At 73.4% G+C, this 21208-nt stretch carries 18 protein-coding genes; 12 read left to right on the top strand and 6 right to left on the bottom strand.

What is annotated here, in order from left to right:
* Position 1: 1 nt before the first annotated feature.
* Together ACFWY5_RS50190 and pabB are read left to right on the top strand one after the other, a co-directional pair.
* Entirely contained in the window at positions 2-841 is an 840-nt protein-coding gene (locus ACFWY5_RS50190) for an aminotransferase class IV (protein WP_379639227.1), read from the top strand.
* Positions 829-2910, top strand: a complete 2082-nt coding sequence (gene pabB / locus ACFWY5_RS50195) for an aminodeoxychorismate synthase component I (protein WP_379639228.1) — start codon at positions 829-831, stop codon at positions 2908-2910. The genes ACFWY5_RS50190 and pabB overlap by 13 nt, the downstream gene beginning before the upstream one ends.
* On the opposite strand, the gene ACFWY5_RS50200 is transcribed toward pabB, so the two are convergent.
* From ACFWY5_RS50200 to ACFWY5_RS50210, 3 genes are all read right to left on the bottom strand, one after another.
* Positions 2849-3556 carry a response regulator transcription factor gene (locus ACFWY5_RS50200; protein WP_379639229.1) on the bottom strand — a complete coding sequence of 236 codons (708 nt, stop codon included), beginning with the start codon at positions 3554-3556 and terminating at the stop codon, positions 2849-2851. The two genes, pabB and ACFWY5_RS50200, sit on opposite strands and share 62 nt — an antisense overlap.
* 74 nt (positions 3557-3630) lie before the next feature.
* The gene (locus ACFWY5_RS50205) at positions 3631-4827 is read right to left on the bottom strand and encodes a cytochrome P450 (RefSeq protein ID WP_379612770.1); all 1197 of its coding nucleotides are present in this window, start codon (positions 4825-4827) and stop codon (positions 3631-3633) included.
* A 71-nt stretch (positions 4828-4898) separates the two neighbouring features.
* Complete coding sequence (locus ACFWY5_RS50210) at positions 4899-5477, bottom strand: helix-turn-helix domain-containing protein (protein WP_379612771.1); 579 nt, start codon at positions 5475-5477, stop codon at positions 4899-4901.
* A gap of 67 nt (positions 5478-5544) precedes the next feature.
* Here ACFWY5_RS50210 and ACFWY5_RS50215 point away from each other — a divergent pair, with 67 nt between their 5' ends.
* On the top strand, positions 5545-6459 hold the full coding sequence (locus ACFWY5_RS50215; RefSeq protein ID WP_379639230.1) for an NAD(P)/FAD-dependent oxidoreductase: 915 nt from the start codon (positions 5545-5547) through the stop codon (positions 6457-6459).
* Positions 6460-6469: 10 nt separating this feature from the next.
* On the opposite strand, the gene ACFWY5_RS50220 is transcribed toward ACFWY5_RS50215, so the two are convergent.
* Positions 6470-7606: an agmatinase family protein gene (locus ACFWY5_RS50220; protein ID WP_379612773.1), complete on the bottom strand. Its 1137-nt coding sequence runs from the start codon at positions 7604-7606 to the stop codon at positions 6470-6472.
* A 40-nt stretch (positions 7607-7646) separates the two neighbouring features.
* On the opposite strand from ACFWY5_RS50220, the gene ACFWY5_RS50225 reads away from it, so the two are divergent.
* Positions 7647-9092 (top strand): sodium:solute symporter family protein, encoded by a 1446-nt coding sequence (locus ACFWY5_RS50225; protein ID WP_379639231.1) that lies wholly within the window; start codon positions 7647-7649, stop codon positions 9090-9092.
* Here ACFWY5_RS50225 and ACFWY5_RS50230 read toward each other — a convergent pair.
* Positions 9089-9589 (bottom strand): TetR/AcrR family transcriptional regulator, encoded by a 501-nt coding sequence (locus tag ACFWY5_RS50230; protein ID WP_379612775.1) that lies wholly within the window; start codon positions 9587-9589, stop codon positions 9089-9091. The two genes, ACFWY5_RS50225 and ACFWY5_RS50230, sit on opposite strands and share 4 nt — an antisense overlap.
* Positions 9582-9977, bottom strand: a complete 396-nt coding sequence (locus ACFWY5_RS50235) for a DUF4260 family protein (protein WP_379612776.1) — start codon at positions 9975-9977, stop codon at positions 9582-9584. Before ACFWY5_RS50235 ends, ACFWY5_RS50230 begins: the two co-directional genes overlap by 8 nt.
* 85 nt (positions 9978-10062) lie before the next feature.
* On the opposite strand from ACFWY5_RS50235, the gene ACFWY5_RS50240 reads away from it, so the two are divergent.
* From ACFWY5_RS50240 to ACFWY5_RS50275, 8 genes are all read left to right on the top strand, one after another.
* Positions 10063-11025, top strand: coding sequence for a GlxA family transcriptional regulator (locus tag ACFWY5_RS50240; protein ID WP_379639232.1), 963 nt, complete (start codon positions 10063-10065; stop codon positions 11023-11025).
* A 231-nt stretch (positions 11026-11256) separates the two neighbouring features.
* Positions 11257-12741, top strand: coding sequence for a serine hydrolase domain-containing protein (locus ACFWY5_RS50245; RefSeq protein ID WP_379639234.1), 1485 nt, complete (start codon positions 11257-11259; stop codon positions 12739-12741).
* A gap of 183 nt (positions 12742-12924) precedes the next feature.
* Complete coding sequence (locus ACFWY5_RS50250; protein WP_379612779.1) at positions 12925-14469, top strand: ABC transporter substrate-binding protein; 1545 nt, start codon at positions 12925-12927, stop codon at positions 14467-14469.
* 1 nt (position 14470) lies between these two features.
* Positions 14471-15406 carry an ABC transporter permease gene (locus tag ACFWY5_RS50255; RefSeq protein WP_379639235.1) on the top strand — a complete coding sequence of 312 codons (936 nt, stop codon included), beginning with the start codon at positions 14471-14473 and terminating at the stop codon, positions 15404-15406.
* The gene (locus ACFWY5_RS50260) at positions 15403-16197 is read left to right on the top strand and encodes an ABC transporter permease (RefSeq protein WP_379639236.1); all 795 of its coding nucleotides are present in this window, start codon (positions 15403-15405) and stop codon (positions 16195-16197) included. Before ACFWY5_RS50255 ends, ACFWY5_RS50260 begins: the two co-directional genes overlap by 4 nt.
* On the top strand, positions 16194-17996 hold the full coding sequence (locus ACFWY5_RS50265) for an oligopeptide/dipeptide ABC transporter ATP-binding protein (RefSeq protein ID WP_379639238.1): 1803 nt from the start codon (positions 16194-16196) through the stop codon (positions 17994-17996). The genes ACFWY5_RS50260 and ACFWY5_RS50265 overlap by 4 nt, the downstream gene beginning before the upstream one ends.
* Before the next feature lie 54 nt (positions 17997-18050).
* Positions 18051-19586 (top strand): amidohydrolase family protein, encoded by a 1536-nt coding sequence (locus ACFWY5_RS50270; protein WP_379639239.1) that lies wholly within the window; start codon positions 18051-18053, stop codon positions 19584-19586.
* Positions 19587-19629: 43 nt separating this feature from the next.
* Positions 19630-21198, top strand: a complete 1569-nt coding sequence (locus ACFWY5_RS50275; RefSeq protein WP_379612784.1) for a PucR family transcriptional regulator — start codon at positions 19630-19632, stop codon at positions 21196-21198.
* Positions 21199-21208: the final 10 nt, after the last annotated feature.

Raw genomic sequence — 21208 nt, forward strand, 5'->3', positions numbered from 1 at the left:
CATGCTGACCGTCCGCGCGGACGAGCGCCTGGCGTGGGACCCGGACTCCGGCCTGGTGCCCGCCCCCGACCGGCCGCCCGGCGAGCCCGCGGTCGTGGACTCGTGGCTGGTCACCGACGAGCGGGTACGCGACCTGCCCCTGCACGAGGAGCGCTTCGTGCGCGCCAGCACGGAGCTGGTGCCCGGCCTGCGGGCCGCCGCGGTCCACGACTTCCTCGGCGCGGTACGCCACCGGCTGCCCGGCCACGGCCGCTGGTTCCCCCGGGTCGAGGCGTACACGGGAGCCCGTCCCCGGCTGGCGCTCTGGCCCAGGCCCGCCCCAGAGCCGGGCGAGGCGGAAATCACCCTCTGGATCCCGCCGGCCGCCGACCCGCGCCGCCGTCCCACCGTCAAGGGCCCCGACCTGCGGGTGCTGGCGGAGCTGCGCGATCGGGCCAGGGCGCGGGGAGCCGACGACGCGCTGCTCTACGACCGTCGCGGCACCGCGCTGGAGAGCGCGCACAGCGCGCTGGTGTGGTGGCGCGGCGGCACGCTGTGCGTGCCCGACCGTGCCCTGCCGGTCCTGCCGTCGGTGACCAGGATCCATCTGGAACGGCTGGCCGCCTGCTGGCGCTGCCCGGTCAGGCACGAGCGGGTGAGCGTGGCCGAGCTGATGGAGCTGGAGACCTGGAGCGTCAACGCCCTGCACGGGCTGCGTCCGGTCCGGGCCTGGGCCGACGCGGCGGGCCGTACCAGGGCGGCGGCCCGGATCTCTGCGCGGGCGGCGGAGTGGCGGCAGGCCGTCAGCCACCGCGCGGTGCTGCCGGTCCTGCCCGCGCGGGAGCAGCCGTGCGCACCCTGATCGTGGACAACCACGACTCCTACACCTACAATCTGTTCCAGCTCGCCGCCCAGGCCTACGGCGTGGAGCCGGTCGTGCTGACCAACGACGACCCGCGCTGGGACGGCCTGGATCTCGGCCGGTTCGACGCGCTCATCGTCTCCCCCGGTCCCGGACGCCCGCAGAAGGAACGCGACGTCGGCGTCACGCTGGAGGTGATCCGGCGTTCCGGCCTGCCCGTGCTGGGCGTCTGCCTCGGCCACCAGGCGCTGGCGTGGATGTCGGGGGCCGACGTGGTCCCGGCGCCCATCCCGATCCACGGGTACGTGGAGGAGATCCGGCACTGCGGCCGCGACCTGTTCCGCGGGCTGCCGCAGGGCTTCGCCGCCGTGCGCTACCACTCCTTGTGCGTGGCCACGCCGCCGCCCGCCGATCTGGAGATCACCGCGTGGAGCGCCGACGGTGTGGTGATGGGGCTGCGGCATCGCGAGATGCCCTGGTGGGGGGTGCAGTTCCATCCGGAGTCGATCTCCACCGAGCACGGGCCGGCGCTGATGCGCAACTTCCGCGATCTGGCGTACGGCCGCGCCGTCACCCTCGCCCCCGCTCCGGTCTGGTCGCTGGAGGTGGAGCGGGTGGACGGCGTGCCCGACGCCGAGGGGGTCTTCGCGGAGGTGCTCGGGGCGGAGCCGTACGCGTTCTGGCTGGACAGCAGCCGTGCCGAGCCTGGGCTGGCCCGGTTCTCGTTCCTGGGGGACGCGGGCGGGCCGCATGGCGAGGTGCTGTCCTGCCAGCCGGGTTCGGGCAGCGTGGTGGTCAGCTCGGGGGGCGCGGAGTCGGCCGTGTTCGCCTCCGTCTTCGACGTGCTGGCCGATCGGGTGGCGGCGCGGGCCGTACCGGATGAGCTGCCCTTCGAGCTGAACGGCGGCTATGTCGGCTACTTCGGCTATGAGCTCAAGCGTGACTGCGGCGCTCAGGCCGCGCACGTCTCCCCCTTGCCCGACGCGGTCTGGATGTCGGCGACCCGGCTCGTCGCGCTCGACCACGAGCGCGGGCAGTCCTGGGTGCTGGCGCTGACCGACGGCCGCGGCGCGAGCCGGTCGGCGGCGCGGGCCTGGGTCGCCGGGACCGCCGCCGCCTGCCGGGCCGCGCGACCGGAACCGGCCGCGGCGCCCGCCGATCCGGAGGAGGGGTTCGATCCCGAGCCGTGGCTGGTCAGGGACCGTACGCGCTATGTCGCCGACATCGAGGAGTGCCTGCGGCTGCTGCGGGCGGGCGAGAGCTACGAGATCTGCCTGACCAACACCGCCGAGATCCCCTTCGACGGCTCCCCGTTCGAGCTCTACCTGGCCCAGCGGCGGCTCAACCCGGCCCCCTACGCCGCGTACCTGCGCCTGGGCGGCACGCACGTGCTGTGCTCCTCGCCGGAGCGCTTCCTCAAGGTCGGCAGGGACGGCGTCGCCGAATCCAAGCCGATCAAGGGCACCGCCCCGCGCTCGCCCGAGCCGCGCGCCGACACCGCCCTGCGCGAGGAACTGGCGACCTCGGACAAGACCAGGGCGGAGAACCTCATGATCGTGGATCTGCTCCGCAACGACCTGGGCCGCATCAGCGACGTCGGCTCCGTGTCCGTGCCGCGCTTCATGGCGGTGGAGTCCTACGAGACCGTGCACCAGCTCGTCTCGACCGTGCGCGGCCACCTGAACGACGGGGTCGGCGCGGTGGCGGCGGCCCGTGCGTGCTTCCCCGGCGGCTCGATGACGGGGGCGCCGAAGCTGCGCACGATGGAGATCATCGACCGGCTGGAGGGGCGGGCGCGGGGCGTGTACTCCGGGGCCATCGGCTTCTTCGGCCTGGGCGGCGGCGCCGACCTCAACATCGTGATCCGCACCGCCGTGGCCAGCGACGGCCGGCTGTCGGTGGGCGCGGGCGGCGCGATCGTACTGGACTCCGACCCGGCGGCGGAGTACGAGGAGATGCTGCTCAAGGCCCGCGCCCCGCTGCGCGGGCTGTCCCGGCGGCCGGAGGTCACCCGCGCGGGCGGCGTGAGTTCCCCGGATCCCGTGGATCGCGAACCAGTCCCCGACTGATCGCCACCGCCGTCGCCAGCGTCCTGTTCGGGCAGTTGAGCTTGGCCAGGATGTTGGCGACGTGCCGCTTGGCGCCGTGCTCGGAGATGCCGAGCCGGCGCGCGATCTGCTTGTTGCTCAGCCCTTCGGCCAGGAGTGCAAGCGCTTCCATTTCACGGCAGCTCAAAAGCGCGTCCGGCGTCTCCTCACGCGCCGCCGGAGCCGCCTCACGGTTGCGGGTGTCCGGCCCGACCTGGGCCATCAGCTTGCGCGCCACCGCGCCGGGCATCGGCACGAGCCCGCTCTCCAGGTCGCTCAGCGCGCTGGAGAGCGTCTCGCGGGTGAGCACGTTCTCCAGGAGGTAGCCGTCGGCGGGGATCGGCGCCACCTGGGCCAGCGTCCTGTCACTGGCGGTACGCAGGACCAGCAGCACGCGGACGCCGAGGTCGCTGGCGGTCCGCGCGAGCTTCTCCGCCCGCTGCGGCTCGGGGGTGTCGCTCAGCACCAAGAGGGTGGGGCGGCCGGAGTGCAGGATGCCCATGCTCTGGTCGACGCAGGAACTGCCGACCACCTCGTCCAGGGTGTCGAGCTCGCGCAGCATCGCGCACAGGCCGCACCGCACCACTTCACTGCCCAGGGAGACCAGGGCGACTCGTTCTGATGTCATCGTCATCCGCCGTCACGTCGGGGGCAACGAAGGACTACCCATCAGGCTGCACGATATGTCCGCGAACATGAGCCTCACTGCAGTGGCAGCCGCCGTACGCCGGTCATGGTCGGCGTGGGGATGAAGGCGACCGGGTCGGCGGGGTCGGTGCGCAGGGTGGCGTGCCGGTCGAGCAGGATGTTCAGCGCGACCCTGCCCTCCAGCCTGGCCAGCGGCGCGCCCAGGCAGAAGTGGATGCCGCGGCCGAAGGCCAGGTGCGGGTTGGGGTCGCGGCCGGGGTCGAACACCTCGGGCCGGTCGAACTGGCGGGGGTCGCGGTTGGCGACCGCGGGCCAGGTCAGCAGCATCGCGTCGGCAGGGATGGTCAGGCCGCCGAGCTCGGTCTCGCGGGTGGTGGCGCGGCCCAGCGCGGCGAACGGGGTGAAGAAGCGCAGCGACTCCTCGATGACGTCCGGGATCCGGCCGCGGTCGGCGCGGACCTCCTCCTGCCGCCCGGGGAAGGCGTCCAGGCACAGCACCGTGTTGCCGAGCAGCATGGTCGTGGTGATGTGCCCGGCGAGCAGCAGGATGATCCCGAAGTTGACCACCTGCTCGTCGGGCAGGCGCTCGCCGTCCACCTCGGCCTCGACCAGCTTGGTGAGCAGGTCGGCGCGCGGCCGGCGGCGGCGTTCCGCGGCGTGGCCGGCCAGGTAGTCCGTCATCTCCTTCCAGGACCCGAGCGCCGCCTCGGTGCCGGGGTCACGCCGGTCGGACTCGTTCATCGAGATCTTGGTCTCCCGCGAGAACAGCGTGTCCGCCCACCGCTTGAACAGCTCGCGGTCACCGGCGGGCACGCCCAGCAGCTCGGCGATGACGATGACCGGCAGCGGGTAGGCGAGGTCGGCGACGAGCTCCAGCCGGCCGCGCTCGCGGGCCGCGTCGAGCAGCTCGCCGGTGAGCGCGGCGATCCTCGGTTCGAGGTCGGCGACGACCTTGCGGGTGAAGGCGGCGCTGACGAGCTTGCGCAGTTTGCCGTGCTCCGGGGGGTCGATCTGGGTGAGGAAGCCCTTCAGCGAGAACCCCTCGTCCTCGGAGAACGCTCCCTTGGGCAGCAGGCGCATGGTGTCGGAGGAGTAGGTGCCCGGGTCGGCGAGGACGTCGTGCAGCTCGGGGTATCCGAACACGTTCCAGATCCCCGCGGCCTCGTCGTAGGCGACCGGCGGCCCCTCGTGCGGGCCGTGCAGCCAGAAGTGCTGCGAGGGAACGTCGTACCGTTCGACGATGGCGGCCATCGCCTCTCCTTGTGGGTTGGAGCGGATCTGACTGCCGGCAAGATTCGATTTTACTCCCGGGTCCCGCCCGGTCAACGAGCGGCGGGGCGGGCGCGTACGTGCATGCGCTCGCCCTGGGCGCCGAACAGGCAGAGCAGCTCCGCCGGCCCGGGACCCGCGGTGGTGAAGGCGTGCGGCAGCCGGGTGTCGAACTCGGCCGCCTCCCCCGCCGCCAGCTCCAGATCCCGCTCGCCGAGCAGCAGTCGCACCCGCCCGGCCAGCACGTAGAGCCACTCGTAGCCCTCGTGCGCGCGCTGCTCGCTCATGTCCTCCTGCCGCAAGATGATCATCTTGTACGCCTGAAGCCCGCCGCCCATCTGCCGGGTCAGCGGGACGAAGGTCCGGCCGTAGCGGTTGAAGGGGCGCAGGTGGATGCGCGGGTCGCCGGTCTCCGGTGCGCCGACCAGCTCATCCAGCGGCACCCGGTACGCCTGCGCGAGCGGCAGCAGGAGCTCCAGGGTGGGTTTGCGCTGCCCGGACTCCAGGCGCGACAGCGTGCTGAGCGAGATCCCGGTCGTCGAGCTCAGCTCGCTCAGCGTCACGCCGTGCTCGACCCGCAGCGCGCGCAGCCTCGGCCCCACGGACCCGAGGACGGCAGCCAGTTCTTCCACGGCCCCAGTTTGCCAAAACAGCAACGGTGTTTGTCAATTCGCCCGCTCATGGCGCACTCTCTGCGGCATGACAGAGATGCGACGTTACGACGTGATCGTGATAGGCGGCGCGGCCGCGGGCCTGAGCGGGGCGACGGCGCTCGCGCGTTCCCGCCGGGCGGTCCTGGTGATCGACTCGGGCGAGCCGCGCAACGCTCCCTCCGACGGAGTCCACAACTACCTGGGACACGACGGGCTGCCGCCGTCCGAGCTGGTGGCCAAGGGCCGTGCGGAGTTCACCGGCTACGGCGGCGAGATCCGCGAGGGCAGTGTGGCGTCGGTGACCCGGCTGCCCGATGGCGCCTTCGCGGTCACCTTGCGCGACGGCGGGGTGGCCGAGGGTTCCCGGATTCTGGTCGCCACCGGGCTGAGGGACGAGCTCCCCGACATCCCGGGGCTGGCCGGGCGCTGGGGCCGGGACGTGCTGCACTGCCCGTACTGCCACGGGTGGGAGATGCGCGACCGGGCGATCGGGGTGCTGGCGACGGGGCCGCTGGCCGTACACCAGGCGTCGCTGTGGCGTCAGCTGAGCAAGGACGTGATCCTCTTCTCGCACACCGTGGCCGGTCTCGACCTGTCCGGTCACGACATCGAGGTGGTCGACGGCGTCGTCACCGCCGTGGAGACGCACGACGACCACCTGTCCGGCGTACGGCTGGCCGACGGCAGGATCGTCGCCCGCGACGTCCTCGTCGTCAGCCCGGTCATGCACGCCCGCGCGGACTTCCTCAAGGACCTGGGCATCGAACCCGTGATCCAGGAGATGGACGGCCACCTGATCGGCAGCCAGATCCCCGCGGGCCCCACGGGCGCCACCGACGTGCCGGGCGTGTGGGTGGCGGGCAACGTGTCGGGCCTGATGGAGACCGTGATCGGCGCCGCCGCCGCGGGCCTGCGCGCCGCCGTCGCCATCAACGGCGACCTGATCATGTCCGGGAAATAGGCCGGGACGATCAGGCGGCGGGCCCCCAGGCGGGCCGCGCCCCGGTGGCCGGTTTGCGGCCGAGCTTGCCCGACCTGACCTGTACGGCGAGGCTGTCGAGGATGACGCGGGAGCTGAGCAGGGCGGTCTGCTCGGCCCAGTCGTAGGGCGGCGAGCACTCGACGACCTCGATCCCGGCCAGCCCGGGTTCCGAGACCAGCCGGACCAGGTTGAGCGCCTCGCGGGGCAGCAGGCCGCCGGGCTCCGGCCAGCCGGTGCCGGGGACGAACCCGGCGTCGATGACGTCGATGTCGAAGGACAGGTAGACGGCCTCGGCGTTCTGCCAGGCGATCTCCAGGGCGGTCTCGGCCACGCGTTCCACGCCGACGCGCTCGACGTCGCCGACGGTGATCACGGTGGTCCCGCGCTCGCGGCCCACCTGGACGCCGGGGCGGGGCGACTGCCAGCCGCCGATGCCGACCTGGACGAGGTTGGTGGCGGGAGCGTTCTTGATGTTGGTGGCGTGGAACCAGGGCGTGGTGTGCATGCGCTCGTCAAGGTCGGTCTCCTGCGTGTCGACGTGCCGGTCGAAGTGGATGATGCCGATGTTGCCCTCGTGGTACGGGGCCAGGCCGCGGATGGTCGGGAACCCGATCGAGTGGTCGCCGCCGAGCACCACGGGCATCACCCCTTGGCGCACGACGTGGCTCATCGCCTGGCTGATCTGGTCGAACGACTTCTCCAGGTTGCCGGGGATGGTGAACACGTCCCCGATGTCCACCAGGTTGAGCTGTTCGCGCAGGTCGACGCCGAGTTCGTAGCTGTAGGTGCCGAACAGGTTGGTGCTGCGCCGGATGCCCTGCGGGCCGAACCGGGTGCCGGGGCGGTAGGTGGCTCCCGCGTCGAGCGGCACCCCGAAGATCGCCACCTCGGCGTCCCCGACGTCATGGACGTCCTCCAGGTAGGGACATTTCAGGAAGGTTCCGCGTTCGCCGGCGAAGTGGGGCCGCTCCCCCCGGGCGAACGTGGGAATCGTCCTGTCGTTGATCGTCGGCGCACCCTCCAGACCGTGGGCCAGGGCCCGCTCGATCTCCTCGTCGTGCCGCATGGTCGGAAGTTCCGCCTCCGCCCGCTGGGCCCAGGCGCCTTCTTGATTTACGTTGGTCATGTCTTCGGAGTCTTCGCTCGCAACGATCGGCTGTCCAGCAATGGTCATTCTGGGCGTGGCGCTCGCCATCTTCTCCATGATCGTCGTCGGCCTGCTGGTCGCCCGCAGGGTCGCGGGTGACAGCAGAAACTTTCTGGTCGCCGGCCGCACCCTGGCCTTACCCGTCGTGGCGGCGACGCTGATGGGCCAGGCCGTCGACACCAACGCCACTCTCGGCGCCACCGACCAGGCCGCGAAGCTCGGCTTCTGGGCGGGCGCCACGCTCCCGCTGGGGCTGGCGCTGTGCCTGCTGCTCACCGGCCTGTTCTTCGCGCGGCCCATGAACCGTATGGGCCTGACGACGCTGCCCGACTTCTTCCGGCTCCGGTACGGCCGCGCCACCGAGGTCGCCGCCGCCGTGCTGATGATCATGGCCTTCGCGATCCTGGTCGCGGGGAACCTGGTGGCGGGGGGTTTCCTGTTCGAGAAGTTCCTCGGCACGCCGTACGGGGTGGGCGTGCTCATCATCGTGGCCGCCGTGCTGATCTACACGCTGGCCGGCGGCATCCTCAGCGACGCCTACAGCTCGATCGTGCAGGTGGCGGTCACCGCGGTCGCCTCGCTGGCGCTGCTGTTCTGGGTCGCGGCGACCTTCGGGCTCAAGCACGAGCCCGGCATGGGCCCGCTCGACCTGGGGCAGCTGTCCGACCCGGCGCAGGGCGCGGTGATCAACTGGGCCACGCTGGCCGCGCTCGGCATCGGCGACATCGTCGCGATCGACTTCATGCAGCGCGTCTTCTCCGCACGCTCCCCCGACGTCGCGCGCCGGGCCTGCTTCCTGGCCGCCGCGGGCACGGCGGTGGTCGGCGTGCCGTTCGCGCTGGTCGCGGTGTCCACCGGGCACGGCCTGCTGACGCTGCTCGACGAGGCGGCGCCGGTCGGGCTGAGCGTGCTGGTGCTGGCGGGCATCGTGAGCGCGTCGCTGTCCACGGCCGACGGCGCGATCCTCGGCACCGCCGCCGTGGCCGTCCGCAACGTCGGCACCGTGCGCCGCGTGCACCGTCCGGGCCGCGCCGACCCGCTGTTGCGCGCGACCCGCTGGGCGATGCTCCCGGTGGTCGGCGGCTCGGTGCTGCTGGCCCTGCGGGTGCCGCAGACCGGCGTCCTGCTCACGCTGGCCTTCGACCTGATGCTGGCGTGCCTGGCGGTGCCGTTCGTGCTCGGCATGTTCTGGCGGCGCGGCTCCTCGCGCGCCGCCCTGGCCGCGCTGTCGGTCGGCCTGGTGGTACGGCTGGCGCTGTTCGCCCTGACCCCCACCATGTACGGGGTGGAGAACACGCTGCTGTACGTGCCGAACACGCTGGTCGGGGCGGCGTTCGACGGCTGGCCCACGTTCATCGCGGTGGCCGCCTCCCTGCTCACCTACACACTGGTGGCCCTCCTCGGCGCCCCGGCCGGAATCCGCGGCCTGGACCTGCGCGTGCGGGAGACCCCGGCGGAGCGCTAGGACACGGAGAAGGCGGCCATCCCCGCCTCCCACGCGCTGCCGAGGTCGGCGCCGGGTGGGAAGCGGCCGTCGAGTTCGAGAATCACCATGCCGTGCGCGAAGGCCCAGGCGGCCCGGGAGGCGGCCTCGTCGAAGGCGACGGCGCGTACCAGCGGCATCGCCGCGCGCTCCTCCACGCCGGGCGGCAGCAGGTCGCGCGGCAGCGGCCCGCTGCTCATCAGCCGGTACAGGTGGGGGTGCGCCAGCGCGTAGCGCCGGTAGGCGGCGCCGAGGGCGGGCAGACCGGGTCCGGCCGCTTCGAGCGCCTCGGCCAGATCGGTCATGGCCACCGCGATCACCTGGGCCTCGACCGCGGCCTTGTCGGGGAAGTGCTTGTACAGCGAGGGCGCCCGGATGCCCAGCCGGTCGGCGAGCGCCCGCATGGTCAGGGCCTCGGCGCCGCCGTCCTCGATCAGGTCGCGGGCGGCGGTGACGATCTGGGCGGCCCGCTCAGACATCGCGCGAGCCGTCGCTGTTGCGCAGGCCGTACCCGAAGGCCCGGTCGGCGGCGACGTGCAGCAGCCACGCGAGGCCCGCCACGAACAGCGGCACGAAGTCGATCGGGCCGAAGGAGTAGCCGACGAGGATCACCAGCGGGATCCAGGGGCGGTGCATGAAGTTGTAGAACGGCACCGCCTTGGGCGACAGGCGGCCGTTGCCCCCTTCGCCCGCCCCGATGAACATCGTCAGGTCCGGCGCGATCGCGAACACGATCGCGGTCACCAGCGCGGGGGCGCCGTGGTTGACGACCTCCAGGACGGTGAAGGCCAGCAGGAACAGGGCGAGCGCGGCCCAGGCCGCGCGGGCGGCCACGGTACGGCGGGCGGGAGCGGTGACGACGGCCATGGGGACCTCCTGGGATGGCGGCTAACGCTGTTAGCTTGACAGTAGGCTAACGCCGTTAGCCTGTCAAGAGGCTTAAAGTCGGCGCATGAGGCATTTCGTGGTCGTCGGCTACGACGCCGCAGAGCTGCTCGACATCGCCTGCGTCGTCGGCTGCCTGGAGAGCGCGAACCTGCGCGGCGCCGACCCCCTGTACAAGGTCCGCCTGGCCACGCCCGGCGCCCGCGCCATCGACTGCGGCCCCACCGTCACGCTCCAGCCCGGCGAGCGGCTCGAACACGTCAGAGGCCCGATCGACACGCTGCTGATCTCCGGCGGCGTCGGCTGCCAGGACGCCGCGGCCGACCGGATGCTCGTCGCGCACGTGCGCCGCCTGGCCCGCGAGAGCCGCCGCGTGGCCTCCGTCTGCACGGGCGCCTGGATCCTGGCCGCCGCCGGCCTCCTGAACGGCCGGCGCGCCACCACCCACTGGAACTGGGCCGGCATGCTCGCCAAACAGCACCCGGAGGTGCTGCTCGACCCCGATCCCATCTTCGTGCGCGACGGCAACGTCTACACCTCCGCCGGCGTCACCAGCGCCCTGGACCTCACGCTCGCCCTCATCGAGGAGGACCACGGCGCAGAGGTGGCCCGCACCGTGGCCCGCCAGCTCGTCACCTACTTACAGCGGCCGGGCAACCAGGCGCAGATGAGCATGTTCACCGCCGCGCCGCCCCCGGCCGACAGCCTGGTCCAGCGGGTGGTCGACCACGTCACCGCCCACCTCGACGCCGACCTCGCGGTCGCGACGCTGGCCGCGGGGGCGGGGGTGAGCGAGCGCCACCTGACCCGGTTGTTCCTGCGCCACCTGGGGCAGACGCCGGGCAGGTTCGTCCGGCAGGCCCGGGTGGAGGCCGCCGCCCACCTGCTGTCGGCCACCTCGCTACCCCTGGAGACCGTGGCCGCCCGCTGCGGATTCGGCAGCGCCGAGACGCTGCGGCAGGCGTTCACCGGCCGCTACGGCGTCCCTCCCTCTCACTACCGCCTCACCCAGTCCCGCGCCGGCACCTGACCACCTCCGGCCACACAACCCAAAAGCCGCAACCTTCGAGCCCCACGCGCCAAGCCGCGGCTTTGCGCCCGGCGCCCCCAAAGCTCCTCCTCCGCGCGCTCGCCCTATGAGCTGCCTTCTCCGGGCGCGGCCTAAAAGCCGCGGTCGTTGGGCGCAGGGCACAAAGGCGGCAGCCCATCCGTCGTCGCGCACGCCAAAGGAGTGCGCCGGCCGCCTGGCGATACTGGCCGCATGGATCTCGAACGAGTCAAAACCGAGGTGTCCTCGCTGGTCGGCCCCGGCTCGCCGGGCATCGCCGTGGCCGTGTACCGGGACGGCGCGGCGATCCTGACCGCCGTGGGCGGCGCGGCCTGCGTGGAGTTCGGCGTACCGGTCGACGAGCGCACCCGCTTCGACATCGCCAGCGCGAGCAAGCAGTTCACCGCCGCGTGCGTACTGCTGCTGGAGCGCGACGGCAAGCTGACGCTGGACGACGACGTCCGCACGCACATCCCCGAGCTGAGCCTGGACACGCCGGTCACCCTGCGCCAGTGCCTGCAGCACACCGGCGGCCTGCCCGAGTGGTACGCCCTGCAACCCCTGACCGGCATCCCCCTCGCGGAGATGACCGAGCAACGGCTGCTGGACATGGTCAAGGGCGTCAGGCGCACGACGTTCCCGCCGGGCACGGACTTCTCCTACTCCAACACCGGCTACGTGCTCGCCGCCATCGTGGTCGGCCGGGTGTCGGGGACGTCGCTGGCCGCGTTCGCCCGCGAGCGGATCTTCACGCCGCTCGGGATGGACGACGCGCTGTTCCGCGACGACGCGTCCCTGCCGCTGGACCGGCTGGCCTACGGCTACGCCACCGCGCGGGGCGAGCCGCGCCGGGCCGACACCGAGGAGAGCGCCGTCGGCGACGGCGGCCTGGTGACCAGCGTGTCCGGGCTGGCGCCGTGGTTCGGATTCCTGGCCGACGGGCGGGTGCTCGGGGCGGACCTGCGTGCGCGGCTGCTGGAGCGCGGGGTGCTGGCCGATGGGACGGCGCTGCCGTACGCGCTGGGGATCTACCACGGCGCCGGCGGCGGGTTCGGGCACGCGGGCGGGATGCACGGCTACCTGTCGAACCTGTGGTTCCTGCCCGAGGAGGGCGTGGGCATCGCCATCCTGTCGAACCAGACGGCGATCAACCCGGTGCGGCTGACCGGCCGGCTGCTCGGGCTGTTGCTGGATCGGGAGCCGCCGGCCGTACCGGAGGCAGGGACACTGGCGGCGCCCGCGCAGCCGTACTGGCACGATCCCGTGACGGAGGCGACGCTCACGCTGACGAGCACGGAGTCCGGCCTGGAGGTCAAGGGCGCCGGGACGTTCACCGCCCGCCGGGACGGCCGCTGGCACGGCACCGGCGACGCCGAGGGCTCCTGGCTGGAGGTGGACGGCGAGCGGCTGCTGTCCGGCACCGACCATCCCGCCCGTGGTCCCGTCGTGTTCTACCCGGCCGCGGCACCCGGCCAGGCGCCGCCGCCCGGCGGAGTGTTCCGCAGCGCCGAGCTGGGCGTGGAGGCGAGCCTGCGCGACGGCGTGGTACGCGTCGGCCGCACCCTGGCCGAGCCGCTGACGCCCGCGCCCGGCGGGGTGTGGGAGGCGGGGCCGTTCACGCTGCGGCTGCACGAGGGCGAGCTGCTGCTCAGCGGCGGCGGTCTGCGCCGCATGCGCTTCCTGCCCGTACGCGGCTGACGCCCCTCGTGCGCTTCCAGGCCGTACGCCGCTGACGCGCCTCCAGCCCGTACGTGGCTGATGCGCTGATTGGCCTGCAGGACGAGGCGGGGACCGCGGGTTTTGGCTGCCGGGTCAGTGAACGGCGGCTGTCCGGCTTCTAGCGTCCGACTGTCCCCGCCCGTTCATTTCCGAGGTGGTCCCATGACATACGCGAAGGCCGCGACCGCCGCCGTCGTACTCGCGCTCACCACCGCCTGCTCCTCCGGGGCGAGCCCGGCCCAGACCCGCGACTCGCTGGTCTGGGGCCTGGCCTCCGAGCCCAACAGCCTGGACATCGCGCACGGCTTCAACAAGTCCTCGACCCTCGTCCAGAGCGCCGTCCTCGACACCATGGTCGCGCTCGACTCCACGGGCAAGCCGGTGCCGAGGCTGGCCGGCTGGACCCAGCCCGACCCGGCCACCTACCTGTTCACCCTCCGCGAGGGGATCCGCTTCTCCGACGGCAGCCCGCTGACCGCCGACGACGCCGCCTTCTCGTTGCGCCGCCACCTCGATCCGAAGGTCGCCTCGCAGGCCGCCTCCTACTTCACGGGGGTCAAGCGGGTCGAGGCCGTGGGCGAGGGGCAGGTCAGGGTCACGATGAAGCGGCCGAGCCCGGCGTTCCTGGCGGTGGCGGCGACCGCCTGGCAGGTGACGCCGCGCAAGCTGGCCGAGGCGCATCCCAAGGACCTGGGCAGCCCCGAGGTGGGCACGGTGGGCACCGGCCCGTTCAAGGTGAGCAGGTTCTCGCTCACCTCGGGCGTGGTGCTGGAGCGCAACCCGTCCTATTGGGGCAAGCCGCCCGCGCTGCGCAAGATCGAGTTCAAGACCATCGCCGACCCGGAGACGCTGCGCCTGGCCGTCAGGTCGGGCGAGGTGGACGCCACCGACGGGGTCAACGTCCGCGACGCGCGCAAATGGACGAACCTGCCCGGGGTCAAGGCGATCTTCTACCCGGGCAACGCGATCGCGTACCTGTCGCTGGCGCTGAAGTCAGGCCCGCTGAAGGACCCGCACGTGCGCAAGGCCATCGCCCACGCGGTCGACCGCGAGGCGGTGGCGCGGCTGATGACCGCAGGCCACGGCACCCCCGCGACGATCATGCTGCCGAAGCCGCAGATCACCGCCCTGTACGGCGACGACCTGCCCGGCCTGCCCGAGCACGCCCACGACCTGGCCGCCGCCAAGGCGGAGCTGGCCAGGTCCGGCTACCCGGACGGCTTCGAGCTGAAGGCCCCGTACGCCTCCACCGGCGACACCGGCACGGTCATGCAGGCGGTCGCCGCGGACCTGGCCAAGATCGGCATCAAGCTCGTCCTGGAGCCCAGCCCGACCGACCAGTACGTCTCGCGCGTCATGGAGCACGACCGCCTGTCCATCCAGTTCGTCAACCTGGCCTACGGCACGCCCGAGCCGATCGAGGTGCTGCCCGACCTGGTCAGCCGCGCCTCCGCCGAGCCGCAGGGCTTCAACTTCTCCGGCTACGGCACCGCCGAGACCGACAGGCGCCTCGACGTGCTCTCCTCGGCCACCGGCGAGGAGAAGAAGACCCAGGTCACCGCGCTGCTGAAGGAGATCGCCGAGCAGGTCCCCTACGTCCCGCTCTACTCCGCCGACTACGCGGCCGCCCTCAGCGAGAAGTTCACGGTCGGCTTCGACACCTGGACCACCGACACCTTCGCCAACCTGCGCCCGGCGGGCCGCTGACATGGCGGTCGTCAAACGCCTGTGCTCAGCGGTCCTGCTGCTCGGCGTGCTGTCGGTGCTCACCTACGGCCTGCTGGCGGCGGCGCCGGGCGGCCCCGAACACGTGCTGCTGGGCGGCCGCCCGTCCACGCCGGAGACCCGGGCCGCCATCCGCGAGCAGTACCACCTCGACGATCCCTTCCCCGTCCGCTACGCGCGCTGGCTCGGCGACGCGGTGCGCGGCGACTTCGGCACCTCGATCTACTCCCGCGAGCCCGTCACCGCCGTGCTCGCCGAGCGACTGCCCGTCACGGCCGCGCTCGCCGGCTACGCGCTCACGCTCACGGTGGTGGTCGGCGTGCCGGCCGGCCTGGCCGCCGCGATGCGCCGCGGCGGCGCCCTCGACCAGGGCATCACGCTGACCTCGCTGGTCGCGCTGTCGATCCCGCCGTTCGCGCTGAGCATCCTTCTGCTGTACGGCTTCGCCGTCACGCTGGGCTGGTTCCCCGTCTTCGGGGCCGGGGACACCCCGCTGGAACGGCTGACCCACCTGACGCTGCCGGCGATCGCACTGGCCACCGCGCAGGCGGCGATCGTGGTCAGGCAGATGCGCGCCGCCGCGCTCGACCTGGCCGCGCAGGACTTCCTGACCTTCGCCAGAGCCCGCGGCCTGCCCAGGCGGCGCGTGTGGATCAGCTACGCGCTGCGTAACGCGGCGCTGCCGGTGCTGACCGTGGGCGGACTGCTGCTGGCGGCCAACCTGACCGGCTCGGTCTTCATCGAGCAGGCCTTCGGGCTGCACGGTCTCGGCGCGCTGCTGATCGGCGCCGTCGGCCAGAAGGACATCCCGGTGGTGCAGGCGCTCGTCCTGCTCGGGGGCGCGATCGTGATCGCCGTGAACCTGCTCATCGACCTGGCCTACGTGGCCGTCGACCCGAGGGTGAGGCGGCGGGCATGAGGGCGTTCCTGACGGGCGTGCTGGGGCTGGCGCTGGTGGCGGCCGTGGCGGGGACGTGGCTGGCGCCGTACGATCCGGGCGCGCAGGACCTCGCGCTCGGCGCGGCCGGCCCGAGCGCGGCGCACTGGCTCGGCACCGACGACCTGGGCCGCGACGTGCTGTCGCGGCTGCTGGCCGGGGCGGGCTCGGCGCTGCTGTGGCCGGTGGTGGTGGCCGTCTGCACGATGCTGCTGAGCACCTCGCTCGGACTGCTGGCCGGCTACCGGCGGGGCTGGGTGGACGCGGTCATGATGCGCGCGGTCGACCTGGCCATCGCGCTGCCGGGCATGCTCGTGCTGATCGTGGTCGTGGGCGTGCTCGGCGGCGGGTACGGCTGGGCCGTCCTGGCCATGGCGGTGCTGTTCACGCCGGGCGACATCCGGGTGATCCGCAGCCTCACCCTGGCCCAGCGCGAGCTCGCGTACGCGGAGGCGGCCAGGACGCTGGGGCTGCGGCCGGCGCGGATCATGTTCAGGCACCTGCTGCCGAACCTGGCGCCCACGGTGGTGGCCAGCGCGCTGCTCAGCTTCGTGGCCGCGCTGGTGGCGCTGGCCGGGCTGTCGTTCCTGGGCGTCGGGCTGCCGGCGGGCACGCCCGACTGGGGCCTGATGGTCGAGGAGAACCGCGGCCTGCTCGACCTGAACCCGTGGGCGGCCATCGCCCCCGCGGCGCTGATCACCGTGGTCGCCTGCGCGGCGACCCTGCTGGGCGACCGGGCGTTCGAGTCGCTGTCGAAGGGAGGGCGGCGATGAGGATCTCCGCGCTGCGCGTGACCAGGGAAGGCGCCGGGCCCCGGACCGCGACCGAGTCCGGGGCTGAGGCTGGGGCCAGGGCCAGGGCCAGGGCCAGGGCCAGGGCCGGGGCTGGGGCCGGGGCCGGGGCTGGGGCCGGGGCCGGGGCTGGGGCCGGTCGCGGGGCCGGGTTGATTGTGGACGGTGTTGACCTGGAGGTCTTGCCGGGTGAGACCGTGGGCCTGGTCGGCGAGTCGGGCAGCGGCAAGTCGCTGACCGCGCGGGCCGCTGCCGGGCTGCTGCCGAAGGGGCTGCGGGCCGAGGGCTCGGTGGTCTTCGACGGCAAGGAGTTCCTGGGCGCGCGCGAGCGGACGTGGCGCTCGGTGCGCGGCACCCGGGTGAGCCTGCTCATGCAGGACCCCTTCGCCATGCTGAACCCGCTGCGCACGGCCGGCGCCCACGTCGCCGAGTCGCTGCGGGGCCGCGAGAGCCGGGCGGAGGTGGCGCGGCGGCTGGCCGAGGTCGGGATCGACGACCCCGGCGTGGCCGGGCGCCATCCCTTCCAGCTGTCCGGCGGGATGCGCCAGCGGGTGGCGCTGGCCGCCGCGCTGGCCGGCGATCCCGAGCTGCTCATCGCCGACGAACCCACCACGGCCCTGGACGCCACCACGCAGCACGACATCCTCATGCTGATCAAGAGCGTGCAGGCGGCGCGCGGCATGGGCGTGCTGCTCATCACCCACGACCTGCGGGTGGCGTTCGAGCTGTGCGACCGGGTCGCCGTCATGTACGCGGGCCGCGTCGTCGAGCAGGGCCCGGCCGCCGAGCTGGCCAGTTCCCCCGCGCACCCGTACACCGCCGGGCTGCTGGCCGCGGTGCCGGCCGCGGACCGGCGCCTGGCCCGGCTGAGCGGCATCAGGGGCAGCGTTCCCACGGCCGCGGAGGTGGCGGCCACCTGTGCGTTCGCCGCCCGCTGCGACCAGGCGACGCACGCGTGCGAGGAGGAACGGCCGCCCTTGCGCGAGCTGAGTCCCGGCCGCCGCACGGCGTGCCTGCACGAGGTACGCCCCCGCCCCCGCGTGGAGGAGGCCGCGCCGCCCGAGCGCCCGGCCGCGGGGGATGAGGTGCTGCGCGTCACCGACCTGCGCAAACGCTACGGCGGGCAGATCGCGCTCGGCGGCGTCTCCCTGCACGTGGGCAGGGGCGAGACCGTCGGCGTGGTCGGCGGCTCGGGCTCGGGCAAGACCACGCTGGCCCGCTGCGTGCTCGGGCTGGCCACCCCCGATTCGGGCACGATCGCGCTGGCCGACGCCGTACGTCCCCGGCACCGGCTCGTGCAGTGCGTCTTCCAGGACCCCTCGACCTCGCTCAACCCGGCCATGACCGTCGGCGCCGCGCTGGCCGAGGCCGCGGCGCAGGGCCGGGAGGAGGGCAGGCTGGGCGTGCGCGAACTGCTGGAGCTCGTCGGCCTGCCCGCCGCCTACGCCGACCGGCGTCCCGCAGGTTTGTCGGGCGGCGAGCGGCAGCGCGTGGCCATCGCCAGGGCGCTGTCGGTCCGGCCCGAGCTGCTGATCTGTGACGAGCCCGTGGCCTCGCTGGACGTCTCGGTCCAGGCCCACGTGCTGGAGCTGCTGCGGGAGGTGGGCGGCAGCATGTTGTTCATCACCCACGACCTCGCGGTGGTCAGGCAGCTGGCCGACCGGCTGGTGGTGCTCTCGCGCGGCGAGGTGGTGGAGAGCGGCGGCACCGCCGAGGTCCTCGACTCCCCTGCTCACGACTACACGCGCCGCCTCTTGGCCTCCGTACCAGCTATCCCATGACATTTCAGCCTTTCTCACTAGCGCCCGCGACACCGGGCAGGGGAGTCTTTCACCATGCATGACCTGCTACTACGCGACGGAACCGTGCACGACGGCCTCGGCGGCCCGCCCCGGACCGCCGACGTCGCGATCACCGGGGGCCGCGTCACCGCGGTCGGCCGCGGCCTCGGCCCCGCCCGCCGGGTGATCGACGTCTCCGGGCTCGTCGTCGCCCCGGGCTTCGTGGACCCGCACAGCCACTCCGACACCGTGCCCTTCCTGGACGAGCCACAGCCGTTCAAGCTCTTCCAGGGCGTCACCACGGAGATCGTCGGCAACTGCGGCTTCTCCTGCGGCCCCACAGACCCGGCGACCAGCGGCTTCATGCCCTCCTTGCTGTCGAGCCACGAGTTCCGCGCGTTTGGCGACTACCTCGACGCCGCCGAGGCCGCCGGTCCGAGCAACAACCTCGCAGTCCTGGTCGGCCACAACACGCTGCGCCTGGCCGCCTCGGGCATGAACGCCGAGATCACGCCAAAGCAGCTGGCGCACATGTGCGAGCTGGCCGCCCAGAGCTTCGAGGCGGGGGCGGCCGGGCTCTCCAGCGGCCTGGAGTACGTGCCCGGCGCCTACGCGAACGTGGACGAGCTGGTCGCGCTGGCGCTGGTGGGCAAGCGGTGGGGCCTGCCGTACGCGACGCATATGCGCAGTGAGAGCGAGGGACTGGCCGGCGCGCTCGACGAGGCGATCGCGGTGGCACGGCGGGCGGGCGTGCGGCTGCAGGTCTCGCACTGCAAGGCGTCGGGACGGGCGGTGCACGGCGCCTCGGCGATGGTGCTGGACAAGCTGGCCCGCGCCCGGCGCGAGGGCGTGGACGTGCGCGCCGACGTCTACCCCTACCTCGCCTTCGGCACCGGGCTGGTGGCCGTGCTGCCGCCGGCCGCGTGCGAGGGCGGCGAGCAGGCGCTGCTGGCCAGGCTCGCCGACCCGGCCGAGCGGGCGGCGCTGCGCGCGCTGGCCGAGAGCCCGGACACCGGCACCGGCGTCGGCATCTGGCGCGAGCTGCACCCGGCCGACGTGCAGATCCTCACGCACACCGACCCGGGCATCGCCGGCAAGCGCCTGTCCGACCTGGGCGGCGACCCGTGGGAGACGCTGTGCGACCTGGTACGGCTGGACCCGCAGGCCTCCGGCGTCTTCCACACCATGCACGAGGGCGACCTGCGCGCCTTCCTGGCCGACCCGCTGGTGTCGGTCGGCTCCGACGGCGGGCCGCCGGTCGGGCCCAACCACCCCCGCACCTTCGGCGCCTTCCCCGTCTACCTGGGCGAGTACGTCACCGAGGAGGAACTGCCCGAGGCGATCCGCAAGGTCAGCTCCGCCGCGGCGGCCCAGTTCGGCCTGGAGGGACGCGGCTGGCTGGCGCCCGGGGCCATCGCGGACGTGGTCGTCCTCGACCGGGACCGGATCGGCCACGCGGGCACCTACGAGCGGCCGGACGTACGGCCCACCGGCGTCGAGCACGTCTTCCTCGCCGGGCGTCAGGTGATCGCCGGCGGCGAGTTCACCGGCGGCAGGCACGGCCGGATCCTCAGGCGAGGCACACGATGACGGCCATACGACAGCACGGCCGGATCCTCAGGCGAGGGGCCCGGTGACGGCCGGCGGGCGGGTCACGCTGGGCGTCCTGGTCGACAGCCTCGGCCCCGAGGTGGCGCGCCCACTGGCCCTGCCGCGCGGCAGGGAGCCGCTGGTCGGCTCGCCGGTCATCTACGACCCCGAAGAGGCGCTCGCCGGGCTCGACGGGGCGGCGCTGCTGGTGACCGGGCGGCCCTCGGCCGAGATCCTGGCCCGCGCGGGCGAGAGCCGGGTGGCCGCGGTGTTCGTCAAACCCGGCACCTGCGACCCGGACGCGCTGGCCGCGGCGGCGCGGGCGGCGGGCACCGCGCTGCTGGCCGTACCGCCGGAGCTGTCGTGGGGCCAGCTGTACACGCTCATCGACGCCCTCCTCGCGCTGGTCGCCCCGGCCCAGGACCCGGGCGGCACCCGCGCGGCCGACCTGTTCGCGCTGGCCAACGAGGTGGCCCGCAAGGTGGGCGGCGCGGTGGCGATCGAGGACCTGGCGATGCGCGTGCTCGCCTACTCCACCGTGGAGGGCCAGCGCATCGACGACCTGCGCAAGGAGGGCATCCTGGGCCGCAGAGTGCCCGAGCACCCGACCAACGCCGAGGAGTACGCGGGCGTGCTGCGCGCCGACGGCGCGGTCTGGAGCTACGTGCCGCGCGAGTTCTACCCGCGCCTGGCCATCGCGATCCGTGCCCACGGCGAGGCGCTCGGCACGATCTGGGCGGTGCAGGCCGACCAGCCCCTGGCCGCCGACGCCGAGGTGGCGCTCATGGAGGCGGCCGCCGCCGCGGCGCCGCACCTGGCGCGGATCAACCTGGCCGCCGACGAGGCGCGGCGGCGGCGCGACGAGTGCCTGGGCTGGCTCCTGCGCGGGGTCGGCGCCGTGGACGAGCTGGCCACCTCCTTCGGCCTGCTGCCCGGCGAGCCGCTCACCGTGGTGACGCTCGGCCCGTACGCGGGCACCGCCGACGCCTTCGCCGCCGCCCACGCCGCCGACATGCTGCGTACCGCCTATCTGGCCTACCGGATCAGGGCGGCGGCGGGCGTATCGGGGGGCCGTGCCTACGCGATCGTCGCGGCCGAGGCGGGCGCGCCGCTGCTACGCCGGATCACCCTGGACACGCTGGCCCGGGTGAGCGAGCGCCTGGGCGGCGGGTGGCGGGCCGGGCTGGGCCGTACCGCGAACAGCGTGGGCGGGGTGCCGGCCGGCGCCCGCCAGGCCGAGGAGGCGCTGCGGGCGGTCTGCGGGCCGTTCGCCGAGGAGCCGGTCGGCGCGCACGGGGAACTGTCGGCCGCGCTGTTCCTCATGGACGTGGACGCGGCGCTGCGCCCCAAACCCTCCCTGTACGGCGAGCCGCTCGACCTCGTCTCCGCCCACGACGCCAAGCACGGCACCGACTACGTGCGCAGCCTGGCCGTCTGGATCGGCGCCCACTACGACGTCCCCCGGGCCGCCGAGCTGCTGTCGCTGCACCCCAACACGCTGCGCTACCGGCTGCGCAGGATCGGCGAGCTGATCGCGCTCGACGACCCGGACACCCGCCTGGTGCTGGCCCTGCAGCTACGGCTGAGCGGCGCCACAAAGGCGGGCGGGTGAAGTTGGGCGC

The organism is Nonomuraea sp. NPDC059007, assembly GCF_042740555.1.
Lineage (GTDB): Bacteria > Actinomycetota > Actinomycetes > Streptosporangiales > Streptosporangiaceae > Nonomuraea.